Raw genomic sequence first — 14,882 nt, 5'->3', positions numbered from 1 at the left:
GTTCTTTTCTGATCGCGCCGCAGGCTCATCGGAAGCGAGGCTGGATCTAGAACAGGGACCGGGCCGCCCGGCCGGCGACGCCGACCAGCGGTCCGGGGAGCAGGAAGAACAGCACCACCACGACGCTCGAGAGAGCCAGCACGACGCGCAGGCCCGGGGCCATCGCCTCGTAGGGCTCCTTGGGCTCGTCGAAATACATGATCTTGACCAGCCGCAGGTAGTAGTAGGCGCCGACCACGCTGGTCACCACGCCGATCACCGCCAGCGTCACGAGTCCGGCCTTGATGGCGGCGGCGAAGACGTAGAACTTGGCGAAGAACCCGGCGAGCGGCGGGATGCCGGCCAGCGAGAACATCATCGCGGCGAGGCAGAAGGCCAGCCAGGGATGGGTGCGCGACAGGCCCGACAGGTCGTCGATCGACTCGAACATCACCTCCCGGCGCCGCAGCGACAGGATGATCGCGAAGGTGCCGAGCGTCATCGCCAGGTAGATGATCATGTAGGTGACGAGCCCGCTGATCCCCTCCTCGGAGCCGCAGGCGAGCCCGATCAGCGCGTAGCCGATATTGGCGATCGACGAGTAGGCCATCAGGCGCTTGATCGAGCGCTGGCCGATGGCCGCGAACGAGCCGAGCGCCATCGAGACCACGGCGACGAAGATGAAGATCTGCTGCCAGATCGCCGTCACGTCCGGCATGGCGCCGATGAAGACCCGCACCGTCATGGCGACGGCGGCCATCTTGGGCGCGGTGGCGAAGAAGGCAGTCACCGGGGTCGGCGAGCCCTCGTAGACGTCGGGCGTCCACATATGGAACGGCACCGCCGCCATCTTGAAGCAGACGCCCGCGGCCAGGAACACGATGCCCAGCACGATGCCGAGCCCGGCCGTCTCGTTGAGCGCCGAGACGATCCCGGGGAACGAGACCGTGCCGGTGAAGCCGTAGACCAGGGAGGCGCCGTAGAGCAGCATCCCGGAGGAGAGCGCGCCGAGCACGAAGTACTTCAGGCCGGCCTCGGTGGAGCGGGCGTCGTCCCGGTGGAACGCCGCGATCACGTAGGCGGCCAGCGATTGCAGCTCGAGGCCGAGATAGAGCGCGATCAGGTCGTTGGCCGAGACCATCACCATCATGCCGATGGTGCAGAGCACGATCAGCACCGGGAACTCGAACCGGTCGATATGCTCGCGCTTGAAGAAGTCGTGCGCCAGCAGGATCGTCGCCGCGGAGCCGAGCAGCACCAGCGACTTTATCACCTTGGAGAAGGCGTCCGAGACGAAGGCCCCCGAAAGGGTGGTCACCCGGCCGGCGGTCGGCTGCGACAGCACCACGAACAGGGCGAACAGCAGCAGGACGAGGGCGCCGATGCTGACGCTCTCGGCGGAGCGGTCGCCGCGCCAGGCGCCGTAGAGGATCAGGAGCAGCACCCCGACGCCGAGGATCAGCTCGGGCAGGAGCGGGGCCAGCGAGGGTAGGACGGAGTGGACGGTGGGCATCTGTTCCGTCTCAGCGAGCGAGCGGCAGCGCGGCGGCCGCGGTCTGGGTGTTGGCGAGGGCGGCCTTCATGCCGGCCATCAGCGCGTCGGTCGAGGGCGCGAAGACGTCGAGCACCGGGGCCGGATGCACGCCGTAATATATCGTCAGCACGACCAGCGGCGCCAGGATGATCTTCTCCCGCGTGTCGAGGTCGAGGATGCCCTGGAGGTTGGGCTTCTCCAGCTTGCCGTAGATCACCCTCGCGTAGAGCCACAGGGCGTAGGCCGCCGACAGGATGATGCCGAAGGTCGAGAAGAAGGCGACGTTCGGGTTGGCCTTGAAGGCGCCGAGCATCGACAGGAACTCGCCGACGAAGCCGGAGGTGCCCGGCAGGCCGACATTGGCCATGGTGAACACCATCATGGCCACCGCGTAGAGCGGCATCCGCTTCACCAGGCCGCCATAGGCGGCGATCTCGCGGGTGTGCATCCGGTCGTAGACCACGCCGACGCAGAGGAAGAGCGCCGCCGCCACAATGCCGTGCGAGATCATCAGGAACAGCGCGCCCTGGATGCCCTGCTCGTTCAGGGTGAACAGGCCGAGCGTCACGAAGCCCATATGGGCCACCGACGAGTAGGCGATCAGCTTCTTGATGTCGGTCTGCATCAGCGCGGTGAGCGAGGTGAAGATGATCGCGATCACCGAGAGGGCGAAGACCAGGGGGGCGAAGTCGTGGCTCGCCACCGGCAGCATCGGCAGCGAGATCCGGATGAAACCGTAGCCGCCCATCTTCAGCAGGATGCCCGCCAGGATCACCGAGCCGGCCGTGGGCGCCTCGACGTGGGCGTCGGGCAGCCAGGTATGGACCGGCCACATCGGCATCTTCACCGCGAAGGAGGCGAAGAAGGCCAGCCACAGCCAGGTCTGCATCCCCACCGGGAAGCGGTACTGGAGCAGGGTCGGGATGTCGGTGGTGCCGGCCTGCCAGTACATCGCCATAACGGCGAGCAGCATCAGCACGGAGCCGAGCAGGGTGTAGAGGAAGAACTTGAAGCTGGCGTAGATCCGCCGCGCCCCGCCCCAGATGCCGATGATCAGGAACATCGGGATCAGGCCGGCCTCGAAGAACAGGTAGAACAGCAGCAGGTCGAGGGAGGCGAACACGCCGATCATCGTCGTCTCGAGGACGAGGAAGGCGACGAAGTATTCCTTCACGCGGACGTGGATCGAGGTCCACGACGCGCCGATGCAGAACGGCATCAGGAAGGTGGTGAGCAGGATCAGCGGCATCGAGAAGCCGTCGACGCCCAGCTTGAACCGGATCGTCTCGGCCAGCCACGGATGGCTCTCGACCAGCTGGAAGCTCGCCGACGAGGCGTCGTAGCGGCCCCAGGCCACCAGCGAGAGCAGGAAGGTGACGATCGTGGTGGTGAGCGCCGCCCAGCGGCTGTTGCGCGCCACCGACTCGTCGTCGCCCTTGAGGGTGAGGATGAAGGCCGCCCCGCAGAGCGGGACGATCAACAGGCCGGAGAGGATGCCGAGGCCGAGCATATCAGTGAGCACCCTTGGGCAGGCCGGCCATCAGGTACCAGCTGATCAGGCCAGCGACGCCGATGAGCATGACGAAGGCGTAGTGGTAGACGTAGCCCGTCTGCAGGCGGACCACGCCGCGGGTCACGTCGACGACGCGCGCCGCGATGCCGTTGGGGCCGAGCCCGTCGATGATCTTTCCGTCGCCCTGCTTCCAGAGGAACAGGCCGAAATCCTTGGCCGGACGGACGAAGATCCGGTCGTAGAGCTCGTCGAAGTACCACTTGTTGAGCAGGAACCGGTACAGCGACGGCTGCTGCGCGGCGAGCGCACCCGGCAGTTCCGGACGGCGGATATACATCCAGAAGGCCAGGACGAAGCCGAGGATCAGCATGATCAGCGGCGCGTAGGAGACCAGCGCCGGGACCTCGTGGATCTCGTGCATGATGTGGTTCTCGGGGCCGTGCGCCAGGGCATGGCCCCAGAACGCATCCATACCGGACCCGATGAAGCGGTCGTGGAAGATGATCCCGGCAAACAGCGCGCCGAAGGCGAGGATCGCCAGCGGGATGGTCATCACCAGCGGGCTCTCGTGGGGCGTGTGGTCCCCGTGATGGCCGTGGCCGTGATGATCGTCCGCGACGAGGTCGCTCTTGTGGGCCGGCTCGACGTCGTGGCCGTGATCGTCGTGGGCCACGCCTTCGGTATGGCCCGGGGCGCCGTCGGCCTCATGGGCCAGGGCGGCAGAAGCGGTGCCTGAATGCGCGACCGCCGGGGCGGCGTGGTGGTCATGCGCCGCGTGGACACCCCAGCGGGCCGGTCCCTCGAAGGTCATGAAGAACAGGCGCCAGGAATAGAAGGACGTGAAGAACGCCGCCACCACGGTGCACAGGAAGGCAAGCGTGTGGCCGGGCCGGGTCGAGGCGTAGGCGGCCTCGATGATCGCGTCCTTGGAATAGTAGCCGGCCGTGTAGGGGAAGCCGATCAGCGCCAGGGAGCCGATCGCCATCATGGCGCAGGTGAACGGGATGTGGGAGCGCAGGCCGCCCATGTTCCGCATGTCCTGCTCGTGGTGCATCGCGTGGATGACCGAGCCGGCCCCGAGGAACAGCAGCGCCTTGAAGAAGGCGTGGGTGAACAGGTGGAACACCCCGGCCGAGTAGGCGCCGACGCCGAGCGCCACGAACATGTAGCCGAGCTGCGAGCAGGTCGAGTAGGCGATCACCCGCTTGATGTCGTTCTGCACCAGCCCGATCGTGGCCGCGAAGAAGGCCGTGATGCCGCCGATCACCGTGACGACGATCAGCGCGTTCGGCGCCTCCTCGAACAGCGGCGACAGGCGGGCGACCATGAACACGCCGGCGGTCACCATGGTGGCGGCGTGGATCAGCGCGGAGACCGGGGTCGGGCCCTCCATGGCGTCCGGCAGCCAGGTGTGCAGCAGGAACTGCGCCGACTTGCCCATGGCGCCCATGAACAGCAGCAGGCAGGCCAGCGTCAGCGCGTTCCAGTCATGACCGAGCAGGTGGAAGCTCAGGGTCTTGATCCCGTCGACCTTGGCGAAAATCGCGTCGAACGCCACCGAGCCGGTCAGCACGAAGACCAGGAAGATACCGAGCGAGAAGCCGAAATCGCCGACCCGGTTGACGATGAACGCCTTCATGGCGGCGGCATTGGCCGAGGGCTTCTCGTACCAGAAGCCGATCAGCAGGTACGAGGCGAGACCCACGCCTTCCCAGCCGAAGAACATCTGCACGAGGTTGTCGGCCGTCACCAGCATCAGCATGGCGAAGGTGAACAGCGACAGGTAGGCGAAGAACCGCGGCCGGTGCGGATCCTCGTGCATGTAGCCGACGGAATAGAGGTGGACGAGGGTCGAGACCGTGGTGACGACCACGAGCATCACCCGGGTCAGCGCGTCGACCTTGAAGGCCCAGTCGACCGTGAGGTCGCCGGCCGAGAACCAGGACGCGACCTGCACCCGTTCGGCGTGGCCGCCCTCGAGGAACACGCCCCAGGCGATCAGGGCCGTGAAGGCGAGGAACGCCGTCGTGATGTACTCGCAGGCCCGGGCCCCGATATACCGACCGAACAGGCCGGCGATCAGGAAGCCGATGAGCGGGAAGAAGACGATCGCGTGATACATCGCTCTCTTGCAGTCCGTCCTCCGGGCCGACCGCGGGGCGGCGGCATCCGGATTGTCACTCGGGGCCCGTCAACTCAGGGCGCGCGAAAAAGGGCGCCCTAGCCCTTCATCATGCTCACGTCCTCGACCGCGATGGAGCCGCGGTTGCGGAAGAAGACCACGAGGATGGCGAGGCCGATGGCCGATTCGGCGGCCGCGACGGTCAGCACGAACAGGGCGAAGACCTGTCCGGTGATGTCGTTCAGCTGCGTCGAGAAGGCGACCAGGTTGATGTTGACCGCGAGCAGGATCAGCTCGATCGACATCAGGATGACGATGACGTTCTTGCGGTTGATGAAGATCCCGAGCACGCCCAGCGTGAACAGGATCGCCGCGACGGTGAGGTAGTGGCTCAGGCCGATCATCGTTCGAAACCTCCGGCGGGCATCAGACCTCGACACCCTGGCGGGAGGGCACCTTGCGGGTCTCCACCGCCATGCTCTGGGTGCGGGCGTTCTGGACCGAGATGTTCTGGCGCTTGACGCCCGGGCGGTCGCGCAGGGTCAGCACGATCGCGCCGATCATCGCCACCAGCAGGATCAGGCCCGCTAGCTGGAAGAAGTAGGCGTATTCCGTGTAGATCACCCGGCCGAGGGCCTGGGCGTTGGTGACGTTCTCGGCCGCCGCGACGTTGCCCAGCGGCGCCTGCACCAGGCCCGGATCGATCGTCCAGGAGCCGACCACCAGGAGCAGCTCGACCAGGAAGATCGCGCCGATCAGGCCGCCGATCGGCAAGTATTGCTGGAAGCCCTGGCGCAGCTCGGCGAAGTCCACGTCGAGCATCATCACGACGAACAGGAACAACACCGCGACCGCGCCGACATAGACGACGACGAGGATCATCGCCAGGAACTCGGCGCCCATCAGGACGAACAGCCCGGCGGCGTTCACGAAGGCGAGAATCAGGAACAGCACCGAGGCGACGGGATTGCGCGAGGCGATCACCATGAAGCCCGACGCGACCGTGACGCTCGCGAACAGATAGAAGAAGGCGGCTGCTGCGGTCATGCGCTCGTCGGGATCGGCCGCCGAAGCGGCCCCTTCTGCCTTGCGTGGAAACGGGCCGCAGCGGGCGGCCCGTCTATAGAACCCGGTCGGCGGGGGCACAACAGCGCCCCCGTCATGGCCTCACCGGTAAGGCGCATCCATCGCGATGTTGCGCGCGATCTCGCGCTCCCAGCGATCGCCGTTCAGGAGGAGCTTCTGCTTGTCGTAGAGCAGCTCCTCACGGGTCTCGACCGAGAACTCAAAGTTCGGCCCCTCGACGATGGCGTCCACCGGGCAGGCCTCCTGGCACATGCCGCAATAGATGCATTTCACCATGTCGATGTCGTAGCGCGTCGTCCGGCGCGTGCCGTCGTTGCGGCGCGGGCCGGCCTCGATGGTGATGGCCTGGGCCGGGCAGATCGCCTCGCAGAGCTTGCAGGCGATGCACCGCTCCTCGCCGTTGGGATAGCGGCGCAGGGCGTGCTCGCCCCGGAAGCGCGGGCCGCGATGGCCCATCTCGAAGGGATAGTTGATCGTCGCCTTCGGCTTGAAGAAGTAGCGCATGCCGAGGATCATCCCCGACACGAACTCCTTCAGCAGCAGGCTCTTTGCGACCTGATCGAGCTTCATGGCCCGGATCTCCGATTCGGCGGGTGGGCTCAGGCGCCCGGCGCGAGGCCGGTCAGCTTGAGCACGAAGGCGACGACGACGACCGAGACCAGCGAGATCGGCAGGAAGACCTTCCAGCCGAGACGCATGAGCTGATCGTAGCGGTAGCGGGGCACGATGGACTTCACCATCGCGAACAGGAAGAACAGGAAGCTGGCCTTCAGGATGAACCAGATCACGCCCGGCACCCAGGTGAACGGCGCGAACGGGATCGGCGACAGCCAGCCGCCCAGGAACAGCACGGTGCCCAGGGCGCACATGCTCATGATGGCGACGTACTCGCCCAGCATGAACAGCAGGTAGGGCGTCGAGGAATACTCGACCATGTAACCGGCGACCAGCTCCGACTCCGCCTCCGGCAGATCGAAGGGCGGGCGGTTCGTCTCGGCGAGCGCCGAGATGAAGAACACCACGAACATCGGGAACAGCCACAGCCAGTACCAGCCGAACAGGCCGAGGCTGGTGTCCTGCGCCATCACGATGCGCGAGAGGTTCAGCGAGCCGGCGCAGAGCAGCACGCAGATGATCACGAAGCCGAGCGAGACCTCGTAGGAGATCATCTGGGCCGCCGAGCGCAGGGCGCCCAGGAAGGCGTATTTCGAGTTCGACGCCCAGCCGCCCATGATGACGCCGTAGACGCCCAGGCTGGAGATGGCGAAGATGTAGGTGATGCCGACATTGATGTCGGCGATCGCCCAGCCGTCGGCGAGCGGGATCACCGCCCAGCTCGACAGGGCCAGCATCGCGAAGACCAGCGGCGCCAGCAGGTAGATCGCCTTGTTGGCGCCCGCCGGAATCACCGGCTCCTTCAGCACGAACTTCAGAAGGTCGGCGAAGGATTGGAACAGGCCGAACGGCCCGACCACGTTGGGGCCGCGCCGGAGCTGCACCGCCGCCCAGATCTTGCGGTCGGCGAGCAGCGCGTAGGCGATGAAGACGAGCAGCGCTGCGAGCAGCACGAAGCTCTTCAGCACGATCAGGAGCACGGTCCCGAGGATTTCGAGCGGCGTCATCGTCGGATCCCTACTCTGCCGCCGCGAGCGGCTGTGCCTCGGCGGCGCGCTCGCGGGCGAGGCGCGAGCACTCGGCCAGCACCCGCGAGGCGCGGGCGATCGGGTTGGTGAGGTAGAAGTCGGTGACCGGCGAGGCGAAGGCGGGGCCGCCCGTCGCGCCACCCAGGCCGGCGAGCCGGTCCACGGCCGCCGCGACGTCGCCGGTCTCCACGGTCCCGACCGCCGCGAGATGCGGGTGCGCGGCGTAGAGCGCCCGACGGAGCGCGGTGAGCGAATCGAACGGCAGGCGGTGGCCCAGCACGTCCGACAGGGCGCGCAGGATCGCCCAATCCTCGCGGGCATCCCCCGGCGGGAAGCCGGCGCGGTTGCCCATCTGGACCCGGCCCTCGGTGTTCACCCAGGTGGCGGACTTCTCGGTATAGGCCGCGCCGGGCAGGATCACGTCCGCCCGGGAGGCGCCGCGGTCGCCATGGGTGCCCTGGTAGATCACGAAGGCGCCCGGGGCGACATCGCGCTCGTCGGCACCGAGATTGAACAGGACATCGACGCCGCCGGCCTCCAGCATGGCCGGGAAGCCAAGTCCGCCCTCCCCGGGCACGAAGCCGAGATCGAGGGCCCCGACCCGGGCGGCGGCGGTGTGCAGCACGCCGAAGCCGTTCCACTCCGGCGTCACCGCGCCGATTTCCTTGGCGAGGGCCGCGGCCGCCGCCAGGATACCGGGCTCGACATTGGCGCCGACGATGACCAGCGGCGCCTTCGCCTCCTTGAGCACGTCCATGAAGCTGTGCTCGCCGCGGGCGAGGCCCGCGAGCGATTCGGGGCCGGCGCCGATGTAGTGGCTCGGATAGGTCAGATCGACCGGCTCGCCGATCACCCCGACCGCGAGCGGCGCCATGCGCCAGCGCTTGCGGATGCGGACGTTGAGGAGCGAGGCCTCGGTGCGCGGGTTCGCGCCGACGATCAGGATCGCGTCCGCGGTCTCGATGCCCGGGATGGTCGGGTTGAACAGGTACGAGGCGCGGCCCAGCGCCGGATCGAGCCCGGGCTCGGCCTGGCGGCAATCGAGGTTGGGGGTGCCGAGCGCGCGCATCAGCTCGCGCAGGGCGAAGATTTCCTCGACGCCCGCGAGGTCGCCGACCACGGCGCCGATGCGCTTCGGATCGGCACCCTTCACCTTGGCGGCGATGGCCTGGAACGCCTCACCCCAGGAGGCCGGCCGCAACCGGCCGTTCTCGCGCAGGTACGGCCGGTCGAGGCGCTGCATCCGCAGCCCGTCGACATGGTAGCGGGTCTTGTCGGAGATCCACTCCTCGTTGATCTCCTCGCTGACCCGCGGCTCGATCTGCATCACCTCGCGGCCGCGGGTGTCGACGCGGATCGACGAGCCGACCGCGTCCATCACGTCGACCGATTCGGTCTTGTTCAGCTCCCAGGGCCGGACATTGTAGCTCTGCGGCCGGTGCACCAGGGCGCCCACCGGGCAGAGGTCGGCGACGTTGCCCTGGAGCTCCGAGGCCATCGACTGCTCGAGATAGCTGGTGATCTCCATGTCCTCGCCGCGGCCGATGGCGCCGAGGTCGGGCACGCCGGCCACCTCCGCCAGGAAGCGCACGCAGCGGGTGCAGTGGATGCAGCGGTTCATCGCGGTCCGCACCAGCGGGCCGATATGCTTCTCCTCGACCGCGCGCTTGTTCTCCTGGTAGCGGGTCGAATCGACCCCGTAGGCCATCGCCTGATCCTGCAGGTCGCAATGGCCGCCCTGGTCGCAGATCGGGCAATCGAGCGGATGGTTGATGAGGAGGAACTCCATCACCCCTTCCCGGGCCTTCTTGGTCAGGCCGGACCGGGTGAGGACCTCCGGCGGCTCGCCGTTCGGGCCGGGCCGGCAATCCTTCACCGCGTAGGCGCAGCTCGCCACGGGCTTGGGCGCGCCCTTCAGCTCAACCAGGCACATCCGGCAATTGCCGGCGATCGACAGGCGCTCGTGGAAGCAGAAGCGCGGGATCTCGGCCCCCGCGGCCTCGCAGGCCTGGAGCAGCGTGTATTCGGCCGGAACCTCGACCTCGGTGCCGTCGACGAGGATTTTTGTCATCGGTGCCATCTCAGTGCGGGGCGTCGGCGAGATCGAGGCGTCGCTCGATCCGTTCGAGGCGCGCCTCGACCCGGTCGATGCGCCGATTGACGCCGGCGATCGACAAATCGACTTTTGCGACGTGCTCTTCCACGGCGGTCATGCGTGTCTTCAGCTCGCGGACATCGTCCGCCAGCCGATCCACCTTCTCGTCGATCCGACGCAGGTAGACGAGCAGCAGGTTGTCGGGCTGGTCCACCATCCCGTCACTCCGCGGCCATCGGGATCGGGTCGGAATGCGGGTTGGCCGTGTAGCGGTCGATCCGCTTCTCGATCTCGGGACGGAAGTGCTTGATCAGGCCCTGGATCGGCCAGGCCGCCGCGTCGCCGAGCGCGCAGATCGTGTGACCCTCGATCTGCTTGGTGACCTCGAACAGCATGTCGATCTCGCGCTTCTGCGCGCGACCCTCGGTCATCCGCTGCATCACCCGCCACATCCAGCCGGTGCCTTCCCGGCAGGGCGTGCACTGGCCGCAGGATTCGTGCTTGTAGAAGTAGGAGATCCGGGTGATCGCCGCGACGATGTCGGTGGACCGGTCGAGCACGATCACCGCCGCGGTGCCCAGGCCCGAGCCGAGGTTGCGCAGGGTGTCGAAATCCATCTTGGCGTCGATGATCTGCTCGGCCGGCACCAGCGGCACCGACGAGCCGCCCGGGATCGAGCAGAGCAGGTTGTCCCAGCCGCCGCGCATGCCGCCGCAATGCCGGTCCACCAGCTCGCGGAAGGTGATGCCGAGCTCCGCCTCGACGTTGCACGGCTTGTTGACGTGCCCCGAGACGCAGAACAGCTTGGTGCCGGTGTTGTTCTTGCCGCCGAGCCCGGCGAACCAGGCGCCGCCCCGGCGCAGGATCGTGCCGGCGACCGCGATCGACTCGACGTTGTTGACCGTCGTCGGGCAGCCGTAGAGGCCCATATTGGCCGGGAACGGCGGCTTGAGCCGCGGCATGCCCTTCTTGCCTTCGAGGCTCTCGATCAGCGCCGTCTCTTCGCCGCAGATATAGGCGCCCGCGCCGTGGTGGACGTAGATGTCGAAGGGATAGTCGTGCACGTTCGACTGGCCGACGAGACGGGCCTCGTAGGCCTCGTCCACGGCCTTCTGGAGCGCGTGCTTCTCGGCCACGTACTCGCCGCGGATGTAGATGTAGCAGGCATGCGCGCCCATGGCGAAGCAGGCCAGCATGCAGCCCTCGATCAGGAGATGCGGGTCGTGCCGCATGATCTCCCGGTCCTTGCAGGTGCCCGGCTCCGACTCGTCGGCGTTGACGACAAGGTAGTGCGGGCGCCCGTCCGACTTCTTGGGCATGAACGACCATTTCAGGCCGGTGGGGAATCCCGCGCCGCCGCGGCCGCGCAGGCCCGACGCCTTCATCTCCTCGATGATCCAGTCGCGACCCTGCTCCAGGAGGAACTTGGTCCCGTCCCAGGCCCCCCGCTGCTTGGCAGCCTCCAGGCCCGGCGAATGCAGGCCGTAGAGGTTGGTGAAGATGCGATCCTGATCCGACAGCATGTTCTTCGTTCCTCAGCTGACCGGAGCGTCGACGGTATCGAGCCGGAAAGCGCGCGATGCGCGCACGCCCGCGTCGGTGCCGCTCAGGCGCACCGGCATGGCCGTCAGCACCTCGTCGATCAGCGCGTTTGTGACGGCGGACATGGCGGTCAGTTCCCGGTGCCCGACAGCGATTGAGCCTGCCCGACCCAGTTCTCCCGGTCGATGCGACCCGGGAACGCGAGGTAGGTCCCGACCCAGGTGATCTCGTCGCGGGTCCAGGCGGCGATCTGGTCGAAATGGTAGATGCCGAGGGCGTTCAGGCGCTGGCTGTTGCCCGGGCCGACACCCTTGATCCGGGTGAGGTCGTCCGGCTTTCCGGCGCGGGCCCCGTCGAGACCCGGCGGACGGGTTCCGACCGCGTTCGCCTTCTGCTCGGGAGTCGCGTCCTTCGGCAGGGCGGCGAGCGCCCCGGCGACGCGGGCTTCCTCGGCTTCCGCCGCGACCTCGCCTTCGCTGGCCCCGGAGGCTTCCGGCTGCTGCGGGACAGTGCCGCGATCGGGCGTCTCCTGGCTGCCCTGGTCGCCGCCGGCCTGCTCGCCTTCGGACATCGCCTTGGCGGGGGCTGCCTGCACATCCGCGTCGCCCTGGCGGGGCGCACCTTCCTTGGCCGTGGAACGGCCGGTCTCGGCCGCGTCCGCCTGGTCCTGCTCCTTGACCGGGATCTTGCCGTCGGCCGCGCGCTGGGCCGGCGCGTCGCTCACCGAGCGCTCGACCGGGCGACCGGCATCCGGCCGGGCGGGCTTCGGCTGATCGGCGGCGCGCCGGTCGGTCGAGGCGGCCTCGTCGGACTTCGCCGCCGAGTCGTCCGGCTTCGCAGTCTCTTCGAAGCGTTTGCGCCAGGCGCCGACCCGAGAGCCGTCGAACAGAGCCGGGTCGGTCAGCGTGTCGGGACCGCCCAGCGGCTCCGAGGCGTTACGCCCGGTCTGCGAGCCGACCTTGACCGGCCGGCCGGCCGCCAGGTCGTCCATCAGGGTGCCGAGCGATTCGGGCGTCAGGTCCTCGTAATAATCTTGGTTGATCTGCACCATCGGGGCGTTGCAGCAGGCGCCCAGGCACTCGACCTCGAGCCAGGAGAAGTTGCCGTCCGGCGAGACGTGGCCGGGGGGCCCCAGCCGCGCCTCGAGCATCTCCTTCAGGCCGCGGGCGCCGCAGGAATCGCACGGCACCGTGCCGCAGACCTGGATCCAGAAGCGGCCCACCGGCTCCAGGGCGAACATCGTGTAGAAGGTCGCCACCTCCAGCACGCGGATGTTGGGCATGCCGAGCTCGGCCGCCACCGCCTCGATGGCCGCCCGCGGCAGCCAGCCGCCGTTCTGCTCCTGCGCCTTCCAGAGCAGCGAGATCACCGCGGAGGCCTGGCGGCCCTCCGGGTACTTGGCGATCTGGGTCTTCGCCCACTCGGCGTTCTCAGGGGAGAACGCGAAGCTCTCGGGCTGCTCAGAGGCCGGCGCGAGTCTGCGGTTTGCCATCCTGCTAACGCCTTACCGATCCACTTCGCCGAACACGATGTCGAGGGTGCCCAGCACACACGACACGTCGGCCAGAAGGTGCCCCCGGCACATCCAATCCATCGCCTGAAGATGCGCGAAGCCCGGCGCGCGGATCTTGCAGCGGTACGGCTTGTTGGTCCCGTCGGACACGAGATAGACGCCGAACTCGCCCTTGGGTGCTTCCACGGCGGCGTAGACTTCGCCTTCCGGTACGTGGAACCCCTCGGTGTAGAGCTTGAAGTGGTGGATGAGCGCTTCCATCGAGCGCTTCATCTCGCGGCGCGGCGGCGGCGCGAACTTGCCGTCGATGGCGGCGATCGGGCCCTGCCCGGCCGGCTCGCGCAGCTTGGCGCAGCACTGCTTCATGATCTTGGCCGATTCCCGCATCTCTTCCATGCGGATCACCTGCCGGTCGTAGGTGTCGCCGTTCCGGCCGACCGGGATGTCGAACTCCATCTCCTCGTAGCACTCGTAGGGCTGCGCCTTGCGCAGGTCCCACGGGATGCCCGAGCCGCGCAGCATGACGCCGGAGAAGCCCCATTCCATGCACTCGTCCACCGACACGATGCCGATGTCGACGTTGCGCTGCTTGAAGATGCGGTTGGCCATGACGAGGTCGTCGAGATCTTGGACGACCTGCAGGAACGGGTCGCAGAACGCGTCGATGTCGTCGATCAGCTTGGGCGGCAGGTCCTGGTGGACGCCGCCCGGCCGGAAGTAGTTGGCGTGGAGCCGCGCGCCCGAGGCGCGCTCGTAGAAGATCATCAGCTTCTCGCGCTCCTCGAAGCCCCAGAGCGGGGGCGTGAGGGCGCCGACATCCATCGCCTGCGTGGTGACGTTGAGCAGGTGCGACAGCAGCCGGCCGATCTCGCAGAACAGCACGCGGATCAGCTGCGCCCGCCGGGGCACCTCGATGCCCGCGAGCTTCTCGATCGCCAGGCAGAAGGCGTGCTCCTGGTTCATCGGCGACACGTAGTCGAGCCGGTCGAAATAGGGCGTCGCCTGCAGGTAGGTCTTGTGCTCGATCAGCTTCTCGGTGCCGCGATGCAGCAGCCCGATATGCGGATCGACCCGCTCGACCACCTCGCCGTCCAGCTCCAGCACGAGGCGCAGCACGCCGTGCGCCGCCGGGTGCTGCGGGCCGAAATTGATCGCGAAGTTGCGGATGTTGTGCTCGGTCATCGGGCGGTTCCGCTCCTCAGGCCGACTTCTTCTCGTCGCCCGGGAGCACGTAATCCGTGCCCTCCCAGGGCGAGAGGAAATCGAAGTTCCGGAATTCCTGCGTCAGCTGGACCGGCTCGTAGACGACCCGGGCCTCGTCCTGGTCGTACCGGACCTCGACGAAGCCGGTGAGCGGGAAGTCCTTGCGCAGGGGATGCCCCTCGAACCCGTAATCGGTGAGCAGCCGGCGCAGGTCCGGATGCCCCGAGAACAGGATGCCGTAGAGGTCGTAGGTCTCGCGCTCGTACCAGTTGGCAGCCGGGAACACCTCGATCGCCGAGGGGACCGGTGTCACCTCGTCGGTCTGCACCTTCACCCGGATGCGCGCGTTGTGGCGCAGCGAGAGCAGGTGGTAGACCACGTCGAAGCGCTTCTCGCGCTGCGGGTAGTCCGCACCGCAGATGTCGATGAAGCTGCGGAACGCGCAGGCCGGGTCGTCGCGCAGGTAGGTCAGCGCGTAGATGATGTCGGAGGCCTGAACCACCAGGGTCAGCTCGCCGAACGCGATGGTGTGCGACACCACCGCCGGGCCGAGCGCGCCGGTGATGCGCTCGGCCATCGCCGTGAGGGCGCCCGCGCCGCTCTCCGGCTGCGTGTGCGACAGGATCGAGATGCCGTTCGTCATGGCCGTCCC

14 protein-coding genes are annotated in these 14,882 nt (G+C 67.7%); all 14 read right to left on the bottom strand.

Annotation, left to right across the window (positions count from 1 at the left end):
• Positions 1-46 precede the first annotated feature (46 nt).
• The 14 genes from nuoN to LGR69_RS11770 all read right to left on the bottom strand — a co-directional run bounded on the left by nuoN (position 47) and on the right by LGR69_RS11770 (position 14,873).
• Entirely contained in the window at positions 47-1,492 is a 1,446-nt protein-coding gene (gene nuoN / locus LGR69_RS11830; protein WP_230366152.1) for an NADH-quinone oxidoreductase subunit NuoN, read from the bottom strand.
• Between the two features lie 10 nt (positions 1,493-1,502).
• Complete coding sequence (locus tag LGR69_RS11825) at positions 1,503-3,023, bottom strand: NADH-quinone oxidoreductase subunit M (RefSeq protein ID WP_230366151.1); 1,521 nt, start codon at positions 3,021-3,023, stop codon at positions 1,503-1,505.
• A 1-nt stretch (position 3,024) separates the two neighbouring features.
• A complete protein-coding gene (gene nuoL, locus LGR69_RS11820) occupies positions 3,025-5,148 on the bottom strand; it encodes an NADH-quinone oxidoreductase subunit L (RefSeq protein WP_230366150.1) in 2,124 nt (707 codons plus the stop codon).
• Positions 5,149-5,246: 98 nt separating this feature from the next.
• On the bottom strand, positions 5,247-5,552 hold the full coding sequence (gene nuoK / locus LGR69_RS11815) for an NADH-quinone oxidoreductase subunit NuoK (protein WP_007560740.1): 306 nt from the start codon (positions 5,550-5,552) through the stop codon (positions 5,247-5,249).
• A 22-nt stretch (positions 5,553-5,574) separates the two neighbouring features.
• Positions 5,575-6,195: an NADH-quinone oxidoreductase subunit J gene (locus LGR69_RS11810; RefSeq protein WP_007560743.1), complete on the bottom strand. Its 621-nt coding sequence runs from the start codon at positions 6,193-6,195 to the stop codon at positions 5,575-5,577.
• A 120-nt stretch (positions 6,196-6,315) separates the two neighbouring features.
• Positions 6,316-6,804: an NADH-quinone oxidoreductase subunit NuoI gene (gene nuoI / locus LGR69_RS11805; protein WP_007560744.1), complete on the bottom strand. Its 489-nt coding sequence runs from the start codon at positions 6,802-6,804 to the stop codon at positions 6,316-6,318.
• Between the two features lie 29 nt (positions 6,805-6,833).
• Entirely contained in the window at positions 6,834-7,856 is a 1,023-nt protein-coding gene (gene nuoH / locus LGR69_RS11800) for an NADH-quinone oxidoreductase subunit NuoH (protein ID WP_007560745.1), read from the bottom strand.
• A 10-nt stretch (positions 7,857-7,866) separates the two neighbouring features.
• A complete protein-coding gene (nuoG, locus tag LGR69_RS11795; protein WP_230366149.1) occupies positions 7,867-9,948 on the bottom strand; it encodes an NADH-quinone oxidoreductase subunit NuoG in 2,082 nt (693 codons plus the stop codon).
• 10 nt (positions 9,949-9,958) lie between these two features.
• Positions 9,959-10,189 carry a hypothetical protein gene (locus LGR69_RS11790; RefSeq protein WP_007560747.1) on the bottom strand — a complete coding sequence of 77 codons (231 nt, stop codon included), beginning with the start codon at positions 10,187-10,189 and terminating at the stop codon, positions 9,959-9,961.
• 4 nt (positions 10,190-10,193) lie between these two features.
• Entirely contained in the window at positions 10,194-11,495 is a 1,302-nt protein-coding gene (nuoF, locus tag LGR69_RS11785) for an NADH-quinone oxidoreductase subunit NuoF (RefSeq protein WP_007560748.1), read from the bottom strand.
• 12 nt (positions 11,496-11,507) lie between these two features.
• Positions 11,508-11,639: a hypothetical protein gene (locus LGR69_RS31820; RefSeq protein WP_268868498.1), complete on the bottom strand. Its 132-nt coding sequence runs from the start codon at positions 11,637-11,639 to the stop codon at positions 11,508-11,510.
• 5 nt (positions 11,640-11,644) lie between these two features.
• The gene (nuoE, locus tag LGR69_RS11780) at positions 11,645-13,006 is read right to left on the bottom strand and encodes an NADH-quinone oxidoreductase subunit NuoE (protein WP_230366148.1); all 1,362 of its coding nucleotides are present in this window, start codon (positions 13,004-13,006) and stop codon (positions 11,645-11,647) included.
• Between the two features lie 12 nt (positions 13,007-13,018).
• Positions 13,019-14,209 carry an NADH-quinone oxidoreductase subunit D gene (locus LGR69_RS11775; RefSeq protein ID WP_007560751.1) on the bottom strand — a complete coding sequence of 397 codons (1,191 nt, stop codon included), beginning with the start codon at positions 14,207-14,209 and terminating at the stop codon, positions 13,019-13,021.
• Positions 14,210-14,225: 16 nt separating this feature from the next.
• Positions 14,226-14,873, bottom strand: coding sequence for an NADH-quinone oxidoreductase subunit C (locus LGR69_RS11770; protein WP_007560752.1), 648 nt, complete (start codon positions 14,871-14,873; stop codon positions 14,226-14,228).
• Positions 14,874-14,882: the final 9 nt, after the last annotated feature.

The sequence above is a fragment of the Methylobacterium brachiatum genome, assembly GCF_020523825.1.
Taxonomy (GTDB): Bacteria; Pseudomonadota; Alphaproteobacteria; order Rhizobiales; family Beijerinckiaceae; genus Methylobacterium; species Methylobacterium brachiatum.
This window is presented reverse-complemented; position numbering and strand designations above follow the sequence as displayed.